Source organism: Bacillus vallismortis, from assembly GCF_040784915.1.
GTDB classification, from domain to species: Bacteria; Bacillota; Bacilli; order Bacillales; family Bacillaceae; genus Bacillus; species Bacillus subtilis_G.
This window is the reverse complement of record NZ_CP160797.1, coordinates 311,310-328,383: the sequence shown is the minus strand read 5'-3', so window position 1 is coordinate 328,383 and position 17,074 is coordinate 311,310. Positions and strand designations below refer to the sequence as shown.

Annotated in this window: 16 protein-coding genes and 1 pseudogene; 3 read left to right on the top strand and 14 right to left on the bottom strand. The window is 45.0% G+C overall.

Annotated features, from left to right (window positions below; genetic code table 11):
• Positions 1-124 precede the first annotated feature (124 nt).
• On the top strand, positions 125-724 hold the full coding sequence (locus ABZM97_RS01785) for a DUF421 domain-containing protein (RefSeq protein ID WP_176365303.1): 600 nt from the start codon (positions 125-127) through the stop codon (positions 722-724).
• 130 nt (positions 725-854) lie between these two features.
• Here ABZM97_RS01785 and opuAC read toward each other — a convergent pair whose 3' ends face one another.
• Genes opuAC through opuAA form a run of 3 tightly spaced genes read right to left on the bottom strand, consistent with a single transcriptional unit; the run spans position 855 to position 3,842 of the window.
• Positions 855-1,736, bottom strand: coding sequence for a glycine/proline betaine ABC transporter substrate-binding protein OpuAC (gene opuAC, locus ABZM97_RS01780; protein ID WP_367387148.1), 882 nt, complete (start codon positions 1,734-1,736; stop codon positions 855-857).
• Positions 1,736-2,584 carry a glycine/proline betaine ABC transporter permease subunit OpuAB gene (gene opuAB / locus ABZM97_RS01775; protein WP_010331371.1) on the bottom strand — a complete coding sequence of 283 codons (849 nt, stop codon included), beginning with the start codon at positions 2,582-2,584 and terminating at the stop codon, positions 1,736-1,738. Before opuAB ends, opuAC begins: the two co-directional genes overlap by 1 nt.
• A 1-nt stretch (position 2,585) precedes the next feature.
• On the bottom strand, positions 2,586-3,842 hold the full coding sequence (gene opuAA / locus ABZM97_RS01770) for a glycine/proline betaine ABC transporter ATP-binding protein OpuAA (protein ID WP_202328709.1): 1,257 nt from the start codon (positions 3,840-3,842) through the stop codon (positions 2,586-2,588).
• A 295-nt stretch (positions 3,843-4,137) separates the two neighbouring features.
• On the opposite strand from opuAA, the pseudogene ABZM97_RS01765 reads away from it, so the two are divergent.
• Positions 4,138-4,241: pseudogene (locus tag ABZM97_RS01765) on the top strand (transcriptional regulator); the annotation flags it as partial.
• Positions 4,242-4,605: 364 nt separating this feature from the next.
• Here ABZM97_RS01765 and niaP read toward each other — a convergent pair.
• The 11 genes from niaP to ABZM97_RS01710 form a co-directional block, all read right to left on the bottom strand.
• On the bottom strand, positions 4,606-5,808 hold the full coding sequence (gene niaP, locus ABZM97_RS01760; RefSeq protein ID WP_253268801.1) for a niacin permease NiaP: 1,203 nt from the start codon (positions 5,806-5,808) through the stop codon (positions 4,606-4,608).
• A 122-nt stretch (positions 5,809-5,930) separates the two neighbouring features.
• Positions 5,931-7,022, bottom strand: coding sequence for a toxic anion resistance protein (locus ABZM97_RS01755; protein WP_087993123.1), 1,092 nt, complete (start codon positions 7,020-7,022; stop codon positions 5,931-5,933).
• 15 nt (positions 7,023-7,037) lie between these two features.
• Positions 7,038-8,651, bottom strand: coding sequence for a YceG family protein (locus ABZM97_RS01750; RefSeq protein ID WP_253269143.1), 1,614 nt, complete (start codon positions 8,649-8,651; stop codon positions 7,038-7,040).
• Between the two features lie 31 nt (positions 8,652-8,682).
• Complete coding sequence (locus ABZM97_RS01745) at positions 8,683-9,483, bottom strand: HAD family hydrolase (protein WP_367387147.1); 801 nt, start codon at positions 9,481-9,483, stop codon at positions 8,683-8,685.
• Positions 9,480-10,589 (bottom strand): cysteine protease StiP family protein, encoded by a 1,110-nt coding sequence (locus ABZM97_RS01740; RefSeq protein ID WP_253268800.1) that lies wholly within the window; start codon positions 10,587-10,589, stop codon positions 9,480-9,482. Before ABZM97_RS01740 ends, ABZM97_RS01745 begins: the two co-directional genes overlap by 4 nt.
• A gap of 6 nt (positions 10,590-10,595) precedes the next feature.
• Positions 10,596-11,906, bottom strand: a complete 1,311-nt coding sequence (locus ABZM97_RS01735) for a phosphoribosyltransferase family protein (protein ID WP_087993181.1) — start codon at positions 11,904-11,906, stop codon at positions 10,596-10,598.
• A complete protein-coding gene (locus ABZM97_RS01730) occupies positions 11,896-13,056 on the bottom strand; it encodes an HpcH/HpaI aldolase/citrate lyase family protein (protein ID WP_087993180.1) in 1,161 nt (386 codons plus the stop codon). Before ABZM97_RS01730 ends, ABZM97_RS01735 begins: the two co-directional genes overlap by 11 nt.
• 61 nt (positions 13,057-13,117) lie before the next feature.
• Entirely contained in the window at positions 13,118-13,891 is a 774-nt protein-coding gene (locus ABZM97_RS01725) for a TerC family protein (protein ID WP_087993119.1), read from the bottom strand.
• Positions 13,892-13,942: 51 nt separating this feature from the next.
• Positions 13,943-14,521, bottom strand: coding sequence for a TerD family protein (locus ABZM97_RS01720; RefSeq protein ID WP_087993118.1), 579 nt, complete (start codon positions 14,519-14,521; stop codon positions 13,943-13,945).
• Positions 14,522-14,556: 35 nt separating this feature from the next.
• Positions 14,557-15,138 (bottom strand): TerD family protein, encoded by a 582-nt coding sequence (locus ABZM97_RS01715; RefSeq protein WP_087993117.1) that lies wholly within the window; start codon positions 15,136-15,138, stop codon positions 14,557-14,559.
• Between the two features lie 23 nt (positions 15,139-15,161).
• Positions 15,162-15,764, bottom strand: a complete 603-nt coding sequence (locus ABZM97_RS01710; protein ID WP_202328684.1) for a TerD family protein — start codon at positions 15,762-15,764, stop codon at positions 15,162-15,164.
• A gap of 286 nt (positions 15,765-16,050) precedes the next feature.
• Between ABZM97_RS01710 and ABZM97_RS01705 the strand changes: the two genes are divergently transcribed.
• A complete protein-coding gene (locus ABZM97_RS01705; protein WP_367387146.1) occupies positions 16,051-17,046 on the top strand; it encodes an LLM class flavin-dependent oxidoreductase in 996 nt (331 codons plus the stop codon).
• Positions 17,047-17,074 lie beyond the last annotated feature (28 nt).

Below are 17,074 nucleotides of genomic sequence, written 5' to 3'. Positions count from 1 at the left end.
AAAAGCAGTCTGCTGCATTTAGATTCCGTTTGGTGATTATCGCTGAAGAATAGAATTCAAAATTTAATCCACAATAAAAACAGCGCAGGAATTTATTGATTGGTTGAAAAGAGGGGATGTTTTTTTGGATTTCAACTTCATATGGAAATCTATAGTGGTCGTCGCAGGAGGAGTTCTTATTTTGCGGTTAGCTGGGAGAAAATCCGTTTCTCAGCTTACGGTAGCTCAGACTGTCATGATGATAGCTGTTGGATCATTAATTATTCAACCTGTTGGCAACAGGAACATTTGGATTACAATGGTGATTACGTTTTTAATGGTACTCACACTTCTTTTCATTGAATATATCGTTTTGAAATCGGATACCCTTGAGACGTTTATTTATGGAAAATCACTTACAGTAGTCGAAAACGGCGAAGTGAATGAAAAAAATTTAAAAAAACTGCGCTTAACAGTTGATATGCTTGAAGTAAGGTTAAGACAACAAAATATTCAGCACTTGGCTGATTTACAATGGGCTACAATAGAATCGAACGGCCAGTTAGGTTATATGTTAAAATCCGAAAAACAATCCGCGACGAAAGAGGATATTCAAATGCTAAAATCACTGATTGAATCACATCACTCTAAGCCCTCCAATGAATTTGAAAAACCTGCAAATAATATATTTACGGAAGTGAAAGCTAGAAATCATAAAGAAAAACCTAAAGACCATTTGGATTAGGAAAAAGTGATAAGTGACTAAGTCATCATAACCTTTTTACATTCTCACTTAAGGTTTTCTTTGTTGGCTTCGCTTTTCTTGAAGGAAAAAATGAAGGCTGTCGAGAATTACTCGGCAGCCTTCATTATCTTTACTTCTTCAAATCTTCAATTGAGTTAACGTTTTTCATATATTGAGGCACAACAAGTCCCATCTTCACGCCAGTCATACTGGTGCCAACATCGTCATATTTGCCCTTATATTTGGCAGCGTATGCTTTATGGGTATTCGGCAGCCATGCGGAAAGGGATGCATCCGCGCTTCCCGTGGCAATCGCGGTCCACATCGGGCCAGCCTCTACCTGAGTAAACGTTACGTCATAGCCCAAGTCTTCAAAGACTTTGCCAATCACGTTTGTACTGGCAATCTCACTGTCCCACGCCACATAGGCAAGGTTGATTTTGTCTCCCTTCACCTTCTGAACGCCTTTTGTCCACTCCCCAATTTGATCTTTGTGGTTCTTCACATACTCAGCAGCGGCTTTGGCAGGTTTCTCGCCTTCTTCCACCTTGATCATGACTTCACCCATGTCGTCTTGCGTCCATTTAAACTGGCTCAGAAGCTTAGCGGCATTCGGCTGTTCTTTGCTGAAGCCTTTGCGTGTGATCGTATGGATTTCCTCTGCGCTGCCATATGATTGTTTCGGATCATCGAGATATTTCAGCTTATATCTGGAGAACATCCAGTGCGGTGTCCACCCTGTAATGATAATCGGTTTCTTACGGTCGTATGACTTTTTAAGTGTTGCGGTCATCGCGGCGCTTGACGCCGAAATCAATGTCCAGTCGTTCAGCTCATACTCCTTCATCGCTTTGTCGGTCAGGGCCATAATCCCTGAACCGGGATCAATCCCGATGATGGTCTTATTCACCTGTTGAGCCGCGGTTGCATTTTCATCGCTTTCTGAACCGCAAGCCGCAAGTGAGAGCGCCAGCATAGCGGAAACGCCGATACCGATGATTTTTTTAAGCATCAGGCATTCCCCCTGCTTTTCTTCTTCACTTTAATGTTTTGAGTAATGCGGTCCAGCGTAATGGCAACGATAACGATGGCGATACCGGCCTCTACGCCGACCCCGGTTTTCAGCTGTGTAACGGCACTGTATACTTCAGAACCAAGTCCCGGTGCACCGACCATTGCGGCGATAACAACCATTGATAACGCAAGCATGATGCTTTGGTTGATTCCGGCCAGAATGGTTTTTGTCGCAAGCGGAAGCTGAACTTTAAACAAACGCTGAGCTGTCGTAGAACCGAACGCCTCAGTTGCTTCAATCAGATCTGCCGGCACTTGCTTAATACCGAGAACAGTCATGCGGATTGTCGGCGGCATCGCGAAGATAACAGATGCTACAACCCCCGGCACAACACCGATGTTGAAGAAGAAAATCGCCGGCAATAGATATACGAAAGCAGGCATTGTCTGCATTAAATCAAGAATAGGTGTTACAATACGGCGAACCGTTTCTTTCTGGGACGCCCAAACTCCGATCGGTACCCCGACCACAATCGAAATAATGACCGATGTCAGAACAAGCGCCAATGTTTGAAGCATTGGGTCCCAATATCCTAAATAATCGATCAAGAGGAAACCAATCAACGTAAATAACGCAATTCCCCTTGTGCTGATCCACCACGCAAGTGCGGCGAAAATAATCGTTAACAAAATAGATGGTATAAATCCAAGTCCGCTGACAATTCCATTTACAAAAGCGGCAAGTCCGTTTGAGATTCCGTCGAAGAATCCGCCAAACGTCATCGTAATCCAGTCAACAAAACGGTCAATGATATCTGCTAAAGGTATTCTAGGCAGTCTATCCATCTTACTTCACCTCCTGTACAGAAGGATCTTGTGTTTGTTCGTCAGTGCTTTCAGCATTGATATACTCGTTATTGCCGGCAAGCGCGCCAATCAGTGCGCCTTTTACGACAATCCCTTTCATTCTTTGCTTCTCATCTACAACCGCAATTGGAATATTTGCGTCAGAAACAGCATCAAAAATCTCTGTCAGATACGTATCTTCTGGTACAGTCGTAAATTCTGTATTCAAGATATCTTGAAGTGACAAATCAGACTCAGCCGCTTTTTTCGCATCAGACGCATAGATAACACCTAACAATTTCTTTTGTTTATCCACTGCGTAAATCGAAGAAATTCCAAGGTTTTTCATCAGTGTCAAAGCTACGCGAGGCCCTTTATCAATCCGCACCGTTTCAGCGCGTTTCATAATATGGCCTGCTGTGAGGACTTTAGATAAATCAACATCCTCGACGAATTTCTCAACATATTCGTTAGATGGATTCATCAGGATTTCTTCAGGCGTGCCGATTTGAACAATGTTACCGTCCTTCATTAGAACAATTCTGTCACCGATCCGCAACGCTTCGTCCAAGTCGTGCGTAATAAAGATAATTGTTTTCCCGACATTTTCGTGAAGATCAAGAAGCTCATCCTGCATATCTTTACGAATCAATGGATCGAGCGCACTAAACGCTTCGTCCATCAGAAGGATGTCCGGATCATTCGTCAACGCGCGGGCAAGGCCGACACGCTGCTGCATTCCGCCGGAAAGCTGGTCAGGATATTGCTGTTCAAATCCTTCAAGTCCGACAAGCTTAAGGGACTCAAGCGCTTTTTGCTGACGTTCTTGTTTGTCTATACCTTGAAGCTCCAGCCCGTATTCCGTGTTTTCAAGTATCGTTCTGTGCGGGAACAGAGCGAACTTTTGGAAGACCATACTGATTTTTTTCCGGCGGACTTCCCGGAGCTGGTCTTTAGACATATTTGTTATCATGTCACCATCAATGTAAATGTTTCCGGCAGTCGGTTCAATCAAACGGTTTAGCAGCCGTACTAATGTTGATTTACCGCTCCCTGATAGACCCATGATGACAAATATCTCACCATCATACACATCAAAATCTGCTTGATTTACCCCAACGGTTGATCCAGTCGCTTTCAGGATCTCTTTTTTTGTCTTTCCGTTGGCAAGCATTTGAGCTGCTTTCTTTGTTTGTTTCCCAAAAATTTTAGATACTTTCTCGACTTTTATCTTAATTGATTTCTCATCTACACTCATATTTTCCCTCCATATGAAGCAATCTTTATTACCGTAACACTTATGTAACATTCCATACAAACAGCATATACGCTTTTATTCTGTATCATTTCTCTATATTCTTTATTATAGCTCCTTAACCTTGTGAATACTCCTAAATACTCTTTAATCCTTCTTAATTAGTGCATATTGCAGATAAAATTCAGGCTTTTTCTACTATTAAGCGCTTACAAAAAATCTTTTGTTCTTTATATTTCAGGACTTATTGCTCTCGATCTGGAAAAATAAGTTGACTTATTTGCAGTTTCACGACTAGAAACAACCAAATGATCAAACAACTGCCAAATTTTTAAAATGCTGTCTGATAAATCAGGACTTGCTATTATTCGTACGCTTGATTACAGCGGAAAAGAACTCACCTACCGACATGCAGGTCAAAATGCAACATTGTCAAAATCACCGCATCTTACTCATGTGAGAAGCGGGGTAGACGCACCCCGAAAAGATTCGTGGACGAAATAGAGGTTTCTCAATACATATCTGTTTCATATTTTCAACATTATAAAATTTATAGGCGTGATAAGAAGTGATGGTGTCTTTCAATCCATTTTGCGGCGAGGAACCACTGTCGGCACATGTCTTGCAGGTTTTCTATATCAACACACACCGTTTCGGTACTTTACACGATTCTGTTTATACTGCCATGGCGCTCTGCCAGACAAACACGATGATCCGCAGCCCGGGTTCAAATGTAAAAAAGCACCTCAATCGCGAGGTGCTTTTCCTATTCAAGCTCAGTTTGTTTCGTTTCTTTTCCCATAATCAAAATACAAGCAACCGCGAGTAAGATCGCAATGCAAAAGATTGAAAAAATCACTGAAAACGAAATATGGCGAGCGGCGAGCGTTCCAACGAGCAGCGGCCCGAAGATACCGCCGATTCTTCCAAACGCCGCTGTCGTCCCTGAACCTGTGGCGCGAATCGCTGTCGGGTATTGCTCCGGTGTATAGGCATACAGCACGCCCCACGCACCAAGATTGAAAAACGATAACAGCATTCCAGCTGTAAGCAGAAGGCCTAATGAATCCGCAGTTCCGAAGAAATAGGCGCTTCCTGCTGTACCAATCAGGTAAAAGACGAGTATCCACTTCCGTCCCGCTTTTTCGATCAGCCACGCAGCAGAAAAATAGCCCGGAAGCTGAGCAAGCGTCATCAGCAGGACGTATTCAAAGCTTTCAATCATGCTGAAGCCTTTGAGCAGCATGACACTAGGCAGCCATAGGAACATGCCGTAATAAGAAAACACCACGCAAAACCAAACGATCGACAGCATCACAGTCGACCGTAAGTACTGTCTTGCCCAAACGCTTTTTACATTCTCCCATACCGATGTCTTTTTAGCAGAAAGCGACTCATATTTCGGCGAATCAGGCAGACTCGTCCGCAAGTACAGAGCATAAAAAGCAGTCAGCGACGTCAACAGCAGGGCGGCCTGCCAGCCGAAGCTCGGTATCACAAAGTAAGAAATCAGTGCTGCTACGAGCCAGCCTACTGCCCAAAAGCTTTCCAGTAGCACAATCACTCTGCCCCGCTTTTCAGGCGCAACCGCTTCAGAAACAAGAGTTGAAGCGACTGGCAGCTCGCCGCCAAGCCCCATCCCAATAACAAAACGCAGAATAAGGAATGCAGATAAGCTTGTCACAAAAGCTGATATGCCGCTTCCGATGGAAAAGCACAAAAGGGTAATGATAAACACCTTTTTTCGGCCGATTCGATCAGCCAGCAGCCCAAATAAAAACGCACCCACAGCCATGCCGATGGAATTCACGCTTCCGATCCATTTCATTTCTTCAGGCGCAAGATTCCACTCCACGTGGAGCGCGGCGATAATAAACGATAATATTCCGACATCCATTGCATCAAACAGCCACCCTAAACCGGCGACACCCAGCAGCTTACGCTGGGATATAGGCTGTTGTTTTCCCATTGTCAACACCTCTGATATGCAAAATGATTACCGTTTAAGTTTACAACTGTCTTTACACAATGTCATTAACTAAATGGTGTAAATGTAGAACCCCCGCTTATATTTCACAAGCGGGGGGCTTTTTATTGCTGCAATGCTGCTTTTTTAATATTATCCTGAAGCTCGGCAATTCGTCTTGCACCATCTTCGCGGAGACGTTTGTTTTCTTCTTCAATTTGTTTTGTTTCCTGCATACCGCTGACGATCGTGTTCCAAGACGATTCAATCGTTTCAATATCTATGCTCGGTCTGCCGGCCATTCTGGCAATTTCAACACTCTGGCTCGAGATGTTTTCCGCATTTCGTTTCAGCATCTCGTTTGTCCGGCGATCAAGCTCGCTCATGGAGTCAGCCACAAGCTTTTGCCGTTTTACTGTGACAGCCTGAATAATGCCGTTTTTGAAAATCGGAATGGTGATGATGAAAGCGGAGTTGATTTTTCCGATCAGCTTCGCATTACCGCGCTGAAGAAGGCGGATTTGCGGTGCGGTTTGAAGTGCCACCATTCGCGCCATATCAAGGTCGTATACCCGCTCCTCAAGCGCCTGAATGCCGTTGCGCAGCGTATCAAGCTGCATTTGCGCTAGCTGATTTCCGCTTGCTGCTTTTTCTTCATATGAAGGGAGAGTGGACTGCATCTCTTCCAGCTTCATTTGTCCGGCAACAACGTATTTTTCAAGCTCCATATAGTAATTAATATTGTTTTCATACATTTCATCGAGCGTATAGTTTGTTTTGGTCATCTCATCTTTATATTTAGAAATCTCAACGTTGATTTTTTCAATTTCTCCGCCGAGCGTCTGGTACTTTTTAAAGATTTTCTCAATCATGCTGCCGCCGCGTTTGAAAATCTTAGCCATCAGTCCCTTTGGCTCGTCAAAATCGTTTTTGTCAAAACGGTCCATGATTTTTCCAAGCTGGGTCAGCATCGTGCCTGAGTCTGTCACGCTTGTCGTTTTCATCATCCCCAAGATGCGGTCAGAGAACTTAGAGATTTCAACGGCCGGCTCCTTTCCGTACTCAAGCAGCTCCATTTGGTTTTTAACGTCAATTTGTTGTACTAGCCGTTTCACCTCTGGTTCCTGGCGGAGCTGCAGGCGGATATCGTCAGCTTTTTGCTGGGAAATTTCTTCGTTTTTATCAAGAATAAGCGGGTTTTGATTTTCTGTTGTCATGCTTTTCTTCTCTCCTTACTTTTGGGTAATCGTTCTGAACAGCCTTTTTACAAGTGAAGGCTCCTTATAGTCCTGCTGAAACACCATGTCGTCCAGCCAGTGGATATCATACTGATCCTCTTCAATAAACTGCTCAATGTCTTGATGGCCGGGAGGGTTATACATGATGATATCGATTCCGATTTCATTCAGGAACAGCAGGGCGGCAGCATCTGAACGCGTGAGTCCGCCGCTCATTTCCGTATGATATAAAACGAGTTTCGGAACAGTTTGCGCATAGTCGAACATCTGAATCAATTTCAGCAGCTTAGCAGACAGGTTCGTTGTTTGTTTAAACAAGTAAATTTGAACATCCTTGACTTGTTCCTGATGCAAAGCTTTAAGACGCGGGTGCCTGCACATTCTCGAAATCGTTTTGGCAATGGCAGCCTGAACGCCCGCCGGAAGCTGCTTGTACTGCCACACATTGCTTGCCATCAGCTTGTCCGGATCAATGTTCCCTTCATGGTCTAGCGCGTGGCTGTAATGAAATTGATAGTTCGATTTGATTTCTTCTGTAAACGGAAAGCTTCTGATCATTTCTGTTTCCTGGTAATCCTCTAATGTATGAAGCCTGTTCCAATATTCTTTATGGTCTTTCGACACGCCCATGATTTTGGCGAATACATTCGGAATCTCAATGGAATGTTTATCGGCTTTGAAATTCGGCCGAATGAAGGCCCGCTCTTTTGCGATTAAAAACAGTTCATCATAGGTCGTTTTCAGCGTAACAGACATCGGTGTATGATCCCTGAACTGCCATGGCTTGTACAGCATGGATTCCTCATGATTCAGCACATGTTCAATTTCCTTTGTTGAGCGGTAGGCTACGGTTGATTTCCGATCCGGTTTTTCTTTTGGAAACGGCTGAAGCTCCGAAACATCAGGGAGCTTTTCCGTAAAACTGAGCTCCTGCTTCGGATCGACAAGCGCCAGCTGATCGGTTCCCGCCGGATGGAACAATAGGACATCGCAGCCGGCTAACATCAGATAATATAAGAAATAGAGCTGACTCTTCGTTGCGTCTCCGTACCAAACAACTTTTGGCATCTCCCGTTCTATATCGGTTTTTTCCAGCCAAGGATTCAGGTGATTCAAAGAAAACTTAGAGACATCAAGCAATACTCTGCGAAAATCAGGATGATTCAGCCCCTGCTCATGATGGTCTGCAAAGGTATGTAAAAGCGTCATCAATGCTTTTCTCAAATGGCGGTGCATGAGGGGGTTTGTATGCTTCGCAATCAGCTGCTCCCCGTCCAGAAAGGCGACAAAACGGCTGACCGACAGCCCTTTTTCTTTCTGATTGATGGAATGAATATGCTGAAGCGCCTGAAACGTTTCCGGCGCGATCGTTTTATCAAGCGTCTCGCTTAAGATATAAATATGATCCTTAACCGATAGCTCATACAAGTCGTTATAATAGTCCGTTTCATCTATGGGCGTACCCAGTATTTGTCCGGCGAGCCTCGAAAAAGACAGCCCGTTTTCCTTCTCATAGCGCTCCCGCTCGGGCAGCGTCTGAAACAACATGTTTTTCCAATCCCCGTCGGCGGGAACTGTTTTATGAATGATTAACTCTTCTTGTCTCATCATATCCTCCTTTCTGGTCTGTTTGTATGCATTATACTTGTTTTAATCGGGTTATTCGGGATAAAACAGACGCTGTGATTTCTTCACCTGCCATCATGCCGCTTGCTTTCGTTTTGCGTAATTCCGGACAGTGGCGCAGCACCTCGCCATGAGCGGGCGCGATGCCGAAATCAGCTTCCTGAATCAGTTCAAGATCCAGTAGCGAATCTCCCGCTGTATAGATTTCATCAAGCGAAAGCCTCGATTTCAGATATTCGACCGCCCTCCATTTATTAAGCGGCTTCGGAATAAAGTAAAGCTTTCGCCCCTGCAGGGATACCTGCCATCCTTTTTCAGCCCCCCACTCCTTCACAGCAGCGGGATCGAGGCCGGCTATTTTCTCTTCGTTCAAGATAAGATAGACAAAATAATGATGTGCCGTTCGGGTTCTTTCAACCGCTTGCGCTACAGGCAGAATTGCGATTTCTCTCAGCATAGCCTCAATCGGCAGACACGATGCGAGCTGCTCTTTTATGAACTCGTCCCACTCTTTCAGAGGCTGGCCGTCCTTTAAAATACAGCCGCCATTCGTAGTCACAGCATATTCGGGCACAATGTCCTGCTGAAAACAAACAATTCTCTTATACTGCTCATTTGTGCGTGTGGTGACAGGAATAAAATAGTGATCCTTCTGAATTTGCCTTAAGTTCTCTTTTGTCACTCCCGAGATATAAGAGATGTCACGGCCGTTCAGTGTTTCTATCAGCTCAACCCCCGCTTCCTTATCAGGATTGCTGATCATGCGCCTCGAGTAAATTAATGTTCTGTCTAAATCACTGGCGAATGCGTTCATAGGCTTTTCTCCGCCGGACGAATCAGCCCGCAGCAGCGATATGACATATTCTTGTATTCTTCCACAGGCACGCCCCGATCCTTCGCAAGCAATAAAATATGCTGCAATGCTTCTTCAGCACCCGGCTGAATGAGTATTTTCCAAGGCACTCTTCGCAAAAGCACGCGGGTCGTTTCCCCAACACCCGGCTTAATCAGATTTGTGTTGCTGATGCCGAATTGCTTTTGGATAGTCTCAATGGAAGCTAGACCGTTCCAATCTGGTTTCACACGATCGTTTTGCAGCCTAAGTGCCAGGCGTTCTGCTTCTTTATGAATAGACGGAAATTGCTCCGCTATCGTTTCAATATAGAGATTGGATACATCCTCTTCGCTGAGCTCTTTGTAATATTTCGCCCCATGAAAGTCAGACGGCCCGATCCACTTTTCATTTAAAACTGTGCGGCTGACAAGTCCTGATACAGTAGAATTCAAGCAAGCGCTCGGAATCAGAAAGTCTTCCTTCGTACCATAAATATCCGCGCAATGCCCCGGATCGGCAAGCACCGCGATTTCAGAAGACAGCCTTGTTCCAAAGCGTTGATTAAAGCGTTCTACAGAGCGGATCAGTTCTTTCGTGATGGCGCCTTTGCCTGTCCATCCGTCGATAAACGCAACCTTGCCTTCCGGATGATGCTTCAACATATAATGCAAGGCAATCTCATCAATTCCCCTGTCCCGAATGATAGAGATGCTATAGTGCGGCAGCGAGACATGATACTTCATTTTGATATAACGTTTGATCAAGACACCGATCGGCGTGCCTGCTCTTGCCAAACTGCACAAAACCGCATCTTTCCCGCTTTTTTCATAAATCTGCTCCGCAACAACTCCCGCCGCTAATGCGACCTTCTGTTTGCTGTCTTCCAGCGAGGCATAAAACAGTTTCATGTATTCATCTGTCGGCTTGTATTCGATCGGCAGCATTTCTGAATAATGGATGCCGCTTTGAATTGACTTCTCCCGTTCTTCCGTACTTTTTTCAATGGATACAGCGGACAAGTCTTTTAATAGAAAGGTCACATCTTCTTCTGGATAGCTCCCAATACGGTCAATAACGTCTTTCAAATCAGATCACGCCTTTCCTGAGAGAGTTACAATGTGGATATGAGGCACTTCTTTTTCTTTGAAAATATCAAAAATCGGCTGTAACGCCTCATCCGAAACGTTCTTTTCCAGACAGAAAAAGACTTCGTCATACGCTCCGGCAGGAAGGTTATAGACAAAATGGCGAACCGCCTCATCTTCCGGATTCATAAATGAATAACCGTTTTGCACGGCATAACCTTGTTTTGCAACCGGGTGAATCGGACTGCGCGTGGTAGAGTGATAGGAAACCGAACCGCCAAGCTTTGAGGCGATTTTCATTGGCAGATACATCAGCTCTCCCGTTCCAAGCACGAGTGTTCTTTTGCCCTTCCGATATTGTTCGATGTAAAGCGCTGCTTGGCGGCAAGCTTCGTGAACAGCCTTTCGCTCAGACGGCTTTACGCCGAATCGCCCTGTTTCTTTCACGTAAGAATGAACGTTTGCGGATGTTTCCGGCTGATAAGGAACGGATGTGAAGAAATCCGATATATCAATGTCCGTTCTGTTTATCGCTGTTCCTTGCGGCTTCGGGCTGTAGTTGCAGGAGGACTCGGACAACGGCACACCCTTAAAGGAAATCCGCCCTGATAATAAAGCAACGGTTGAAATTGTGACGCCTAATTCCCGTTCAGCCTCTGCGTATGCCTTCTTATGCTCCTCCGTCCGCCAATCCAATAAAGACAGGACAGCGTATTCTTTGCGCGGAAATTTGGATTGGATATCCCGAATCATATGTAATGCGGTTTTCCCTGTGGTGATTTCATCATCTACAAGAAGAATCGGACAGCTGTTGTTCATCATATCTGGTTCTGCGTAACACAGCTGATCAGTGGCATGGGAATGCTCTTCCACAAATGTGATCGAAGGCTCTGTGTTTCGGATCTGTTCACGTGTTGTATGGACAAACGACGCTTGTTCAATGCAATCATAAACCGCGTGTCCAAGCGCCGTCGCCGTTTCCGCAAACCCGATTACAAGCGGCGCTTCGTCCAGTGTAACAGGGTGCTGTTGAAGCGTTTGATAAGCAGCTTGAAGCTCGCTTTCCGTTTCTGAAAGAAGTCCGTTCAAGATCTCGTTTTTTTCCTTTAGCTCCTGTCCGGTTTTCCGCTCAGCGTATTCCAAGGCAAGCAGCCCGGACGCTAAAAGCGGCTTCAGCGGGTGAACCGGGATATGTTTGCCCAGCACTTTGCTGACAAATAAAAAGCCCCTTTTTTTATTCACTCTTGCCGCCATCTCGAATAATGCTTGTTCAGGTATGAAAAGCGGGTTGTCTGTGACCGACAGATCAACCGCCATATTGTCCAATATTTGAAGGGTTTTGCTGTTCGTTGAGCAAATCGGTGAAAGATCGGTTTTCATGATACACCCCATAAATTTCTGATTTTAATAAGATTTTTTCAGCCCATTTCATATGAGGCTTGATTTCATTCATTTTGTTAGAAAAATGGCTTTTCATCACGCCGATTGAACCGTTTCCGTGATGAATAATGCTTAACGCATCCATATAGTCTTCCTTTGTTACAACATACAGGCTGTTTACAATTTTGAGATGGGTCGGATGAATGACCGTTTTTCCGTGAATGCCGTTGGCGATGTCAAGTTCGGTTTCCTTCACCAAACCTTTTACATACTCATTCAGCTCAACTGGCGGGTGCGCCGATAGCAGATGGGGCTTTTGCGATGCCTGAAAATACTCCCATACAGGGCCTGAAATAACGAACTCCCGGCCGAAGTAATTGATGATATCTGACATAAAGTCCGCAATCATACGGATATCATATATCGTTTGCTCCGACTTTCTTCTGATGCCGTATAATCCGCATAAATCAGTCGCACCGATCCGCACATTTAAGATCAAGTCCTGATGCTGATGCAAAATCATACTCATTTCAGACAAAGCAGCAGCCCTTGTCTCTTTCATTAACAAATCGGGTGTTTCCAATATCGGCATGCCGTAAAGCGGCACCGTCATGTCACCGGATATGCCTTCAAGTGCTTCAACATAGTCACGGGCGTTTTCCGCTGAGAATTTTGGGAAGACAAATCCTGTTAACAAATGGAGTGCAGGTTTCAGGGTATCGGCTAATTGCAGCAGCTGTTTCGGAGACCGTACACGCACAAACATAAACGGGAGATGGTCCGGCTTTATCTTGCGGTGCTGGATCGCCTGCTCAATCAACTCTAATTGGCGGCTCACATTATGTTCAGCCCGCTTGACCTCATGATCTCCAATCGCATCCTCCAGACAGAAAACAATAGATGATAAATCCTCATATTTGTGTTCCGTTATCATCGCCGCTATGTCCGGGCGGGTTGCCGGCATATATAATACGGCCCCCAGTGCGTGCTCAAGCAGCTTCTTAGGCGCCTCTTTCGTGACCTGTTTCGGCGCTTGATAAAATACATTTTCTTCTTGATGTGTTGATAAATAGTGGAAATACCGCACACACGTCACCTCTTTTCTGTAACAAAAAAGGAAGGACATAAACCTCCCTCCTTGTTTTGTTTTATTCTTCTTTTGACGCGGCTGTCTGTTCGCGCACTTGCTTTTGTTTGTTGATATAGTGAATGATAAATGTAATCGCAAAAGCAGCGATAATGATAATGAAGAATACAGAGTGCGGCATTTCGTAATGGAAGGCACTCCCGGCCATTTTCAGCGCGATAATTCCGATTAACACGAATGCTGTGTTTTCCAGCTCAGGAATTTTATCAATCAGTACAAGGAATACTTTTGCCACTGTACGCATCATTAATATACCGAGCATACCGCCGACCAGAAGCACCCATACTTTTTCAGATACCGCAAATGCGGCCAGAATGCTGTCCACAGAGAAGGCAAGGTCCATCAATTCAACTGAAATAACAGTCGCCCAGAAAATACCGAACGTGCGGACCATCCAAGAGTTTTTCTTCATGCCGTCCGTTTCCTCATCTTTTTCGCCGATCCAGAAGTGCTTAATGACGAGCCAAGCCAGATAAAGCGCGCCAAGCACCTTGATCCACCAAAACTTGATGAGGAGCATACCGAGCCCGATAAAAATAAACCTGAAAATATAAGCTCCAAATAAACCATACGTTAACGCTTTTTTCCGCTGTTTTTCCGGCAGGTGTTTGACCATCACCGCAAGAACAAGCGCGTTATCGGCCGATAAAAGGCCTTCCAAAACAACAAGAGAACCAATCAGACCCCAGGAAACAGGATCAGACAACACTTCCCCCCACATTTTCCAATCGAAAAATGAAGCATACGTAGACATGATATGATGTAAAAAGTCCAAATTTTTTCCTCCTATTAATTGAAAACGGTGACTTCTCTATTTGTCACTCGCTTACACTTGCAAACCGTAGTTCCGGCACAATGCAGCCAGCCCGCCGGAAAAACCGCTGCCGATCGCATTGAATTTCCACTCCTCGCCGTGTCTGTAAAGCTCACAAACGACAACGGCTGTCTCAATAGAGAAATCTTCTCCCAAGTCGAAGCGAAGAAGTTCATTCTGCGTCTCTTCGTCCACAACGCGTACAAACGCATTGGAAACTTGTCCGAAGTTTTGGCTGCGTGCTTCAGCGTCGTGAATGGTCACTGTGATACCTATTTTCTCAATGTGAGCAGGGATTTTTGAAAAATCAACGATGAGCTGCTCATCATCTCCGTCACCTTCACCCGTGCGGTTGTCACCCGTATGGATGACACCGCCGCTCGGATGCTCAAGGTTATTATAGAAGACGAAATCGAGATCATTCACGCAGTTGTCATGCGCATCAACTAAAAAAGCTGAAGCATCCAGGTCAAAATCGTGTCCGCCTGAGTACTTATTTGTATCCCAGCCTAAACCGATCACCGCTTTTGTGAGTCCCGGATTTGTTTTCGTTAAATCAACACGCTGTCCTTTTGCTAATTGAATAGCCATACTGCCTCTCTCCTTTCTGCTCTTCGTAATCTGTCCTAACCAACTTGCAAGCCGAAGTCTGTTGCGATGCGGGCAAGGCCGCCTTGGTAGCCTGAGCCGATAGCGGAGAATTTCCACTCGCCGTTATGTCGGTAAAGCTCTCCAGCGATAATTGCTGTTTCAATAGAGAAATCTTCCGCCAGATCGTAACGGATGAGCTCTTCATTTGTTTCTTCATTGACGATGCGAACGAACGCGTTTGACACTTGTCCAAAGTTTTGGCTGCGCGCTTCCGCTTCGTGAATCGTGATGACAAATGAGATTTTGTCGATATTGGCAGGTACGGCGCTGAGATTCACTTTTACATTCTCATCATCGCCTTCGCCAAGACCTGTCAGGTTATCGCCTGAATGAACGACTGAACCATTGCCGCCTTCAAGCTGGTTGTAGAAAATAAAATCATTTTGAGATGCGCATTTTCCAGACGCATCTAAAAGAAATACACTTGAGTCAAGGTCAAAGTCATGTCCGCCGTCATACTTATTCGTATCCCAGCCTAAACCGACAACAACCTTTGAAAGACCTGGATTTGTTTTTGTTAAATCTACTTTTTGTCCTTTTGCCAATGAAATTGCCATGTTTCATCCACTCCTTTTTTCTTTTATACGTATCGGCTGATAATATCTTCTAATCTCGTATCGTTTGTGCCTTCACCGATCGCCGCGAATTTCCACTCGCCGTCCTGGCGGTAGATTTCAGCCGTAATTAAGCTTGTTCTCCCGGCATAATTGTCTTTTAAATTGTATTTGAGCATTTCTTCATTTTTAGATTGATCGACCACACGGATAAACGCATTTTGAATCATGCCGAAATCTTGTTTTCTTCTGACACAATCATAAATATTAACAACAAATACAAGCCTGTCGATATTTGCAGGCACTTTTTCCAAATCTATCATAATTTGTTCGTCATCACCCGCACCGTCGCCTGTCAGGTTATCGCCTGTATGTTTGACACCGCCGCAGCGGCTTTTCAGGTTGCCGAAATAGATGATATTTTTCTTATCGGTGAATTTGCCGTTTTCGAGCATCAATACTGAAGCGTCACAGTCGACATTGGGTCCGCCCCCGCCGAGCAGCTTTCCGAAAAAACCGCCTCCTCCTGATGAAACCGGGTCCCAGCCGAGACCGACCATCAATTTTGATAAGCCCGCTTTTCCTTTTGTTAAATCAATACGCTGTCCTTTTTCTAAAGAAATCGCCACACGATTCACTCCTAATCATCAAGATGTGAATATAGTCACATTTATTTTTACGTACAAAGGGAAGATGAGTATGCCGTAAATTATTAATAGATACGTTTGTTATTATAGCAAAGTTTCATAAAAGTTAAGAATAATTGACGAAAATCCTCGAAAAAAACTTCCATATTTGATGTGATTTTTGCAAATCATATGAATTGTGATTCTAAAACAAACCATTTGACGTGAGCGAGTCATTTTGCCTATTCTTGTGTCACATTCTAAAAACAGACAGAAAGGAAGCGGCCTTTTGATTCATTTCAGCATACTAGACCAGGCACCTGTTTCTAAAGGAGAAAGCCCTGTGACAACTCTTCAGCATTCGGTTGAGCTTGCCCAATTAAGCGAACAGTGGGGCTATAAGCGTTATTGGTTTGCCGAACATCACAGCACGAAAGGACTGGCAAGCACGGCGCCGGAAATTATGATCGCCCGCATCGCGGCACAGACAAACACGATCCGTGTCGGGTCAGGCGGCGTGCTGCTGCCCCAGTACAGCCCGTTTAAAGTGGCTGAAACCTTTCGCCAGCTTGAGGCCCTGTATCCCAATCGGATTGACCTCGGTGTCGGGCGTTCCCCCGGCGGCACGACAAAAACCCGCCTTGCGCTAACGGACGGGGTGAAAAAAAGCTTAACCGATTTCAACAGACAACTGCAGGATGTCTCTTGTTTTCTCACGGATTCGCTTCCTGCCGGGCATCCGTATGCCGGAATCAAAGCGGCGCCGCTTATTGAAACTGCACCGGAGCTATGGGTGCTCGGTCTCGGTGAAAACAGCGCAAGACGCGCGGCGCATCAGGGGATTGGATATGTGTTTGGGCATTTCATTAACCCCGAGCGAGGAGAAAATGCATTTCGTGTTTACCGGGAAAACTTTCGGCCGTCAGCTCATTTCTCGTCTCCGGCCGCATTGTTTACGATTTTTGTCATTTGCGCAAAAACAGATGAGGAGGCAGAAGAGCTCGCGTTAAGCCAGGATTTATGGCTTCTTCGCGTCGGAAAAGGCTTGGACAGCCGCGTGCCGAGCAGCGAGGAGGCAAAAACGCATCCCTACACAGAGTCCGATAAAAAGCTCATAGAAGAAAACAGAAAGCGAATGGTGATCGGTTCTCCAAACACTGTCAAACAGCAGCTTTTAGAGCTCACAGACCGTTATGAAACAAATGAAATTATGGTTCTTTGCAATGTGTTTGATTTTGAGGCGAAAAAGGAATCATATGAGCGTATTGCCGGGTTGTTTCTATAAAAAAAGCAGTTTTTCCGATGGAAAAACT

What these genes read in the sequence shown, in the direction of transcription:
- opuAC (WP_367387148.1), bottom strand. Translation starts at nt 1,736, where the DNA reads ATGCTTAAAAAAATCATCGGTATCGGCGTTTCCGCTATGCTGGCGCTC.
- opuAB (WP_010331371.1), bottom strand. Translation starts at nt 2,584, where the DNA reads ATGGATAGACTGCCTAGAATACCTTTAGCAGATATCATTGACCGTTTT.
- opuAA (WP_202328709.1), bottom strand. Translation starts at nt 3,842, where the DNA reads ATGAGTGTAGATGAGAAATCAATTAAGATAAAAGTCGAGAAAGTATCT.
- niaP (WP_253268801.1), bottom strand. Translation starts at nt 5,808, where the DNA reads ATGGGAAAACAACAGCCTATATCCCAGCGTAAGCTGCTGGGTGTCGCC.
- ABZM97_RS01755 (WP_087993123.1), bottom strand. Translation starts at nt 7,022, where the DNA reads ATGACAACAGAAAATCAAAACCCGCTTATTCTTGATAAAAACGAAGAA.
- ABZM97_RS01750 (WP_253269143.1), bottom strand. Translation starts at nt 8,651, where the DNA reads ATGAGACAAGAAGAGTTAATCATTCATAAAACAGTTCCCGCCGACGGG.
- ABZM97_RS01745 (WP_367387147.1), bottom strand. Translation starts at nt 9,483, where the DNA reads ATGAACGCATTCGCCAGTGATTTAGACAGAACATTAATTTACTCGAGG.
- ABZM97_RS01735 (WP_087993181.1), bottom strand. Translation starts at nt 11,906, where the DNA reads ATGGCGGTTGATCTGTCGGTCACAGACAACCCGCTTTTCATACCTGAA.
- ABZM97_RS01720 (WP_087993118.1), bottom strand. Translation starts at nt 14,521, where the DNA reads ATGGCTATTCAATTAGCAAAAGGACAGCGTGTTGATTTAACGAAAACA.
- ABZM97_RS01715 (WP_087993117.1), bottom strand. Translation starts at nt 15,138, where the DNA reads ATGGCAATTTCATTGGCAAAAGGACAAAAAGTAGATTTAACAAAAACA.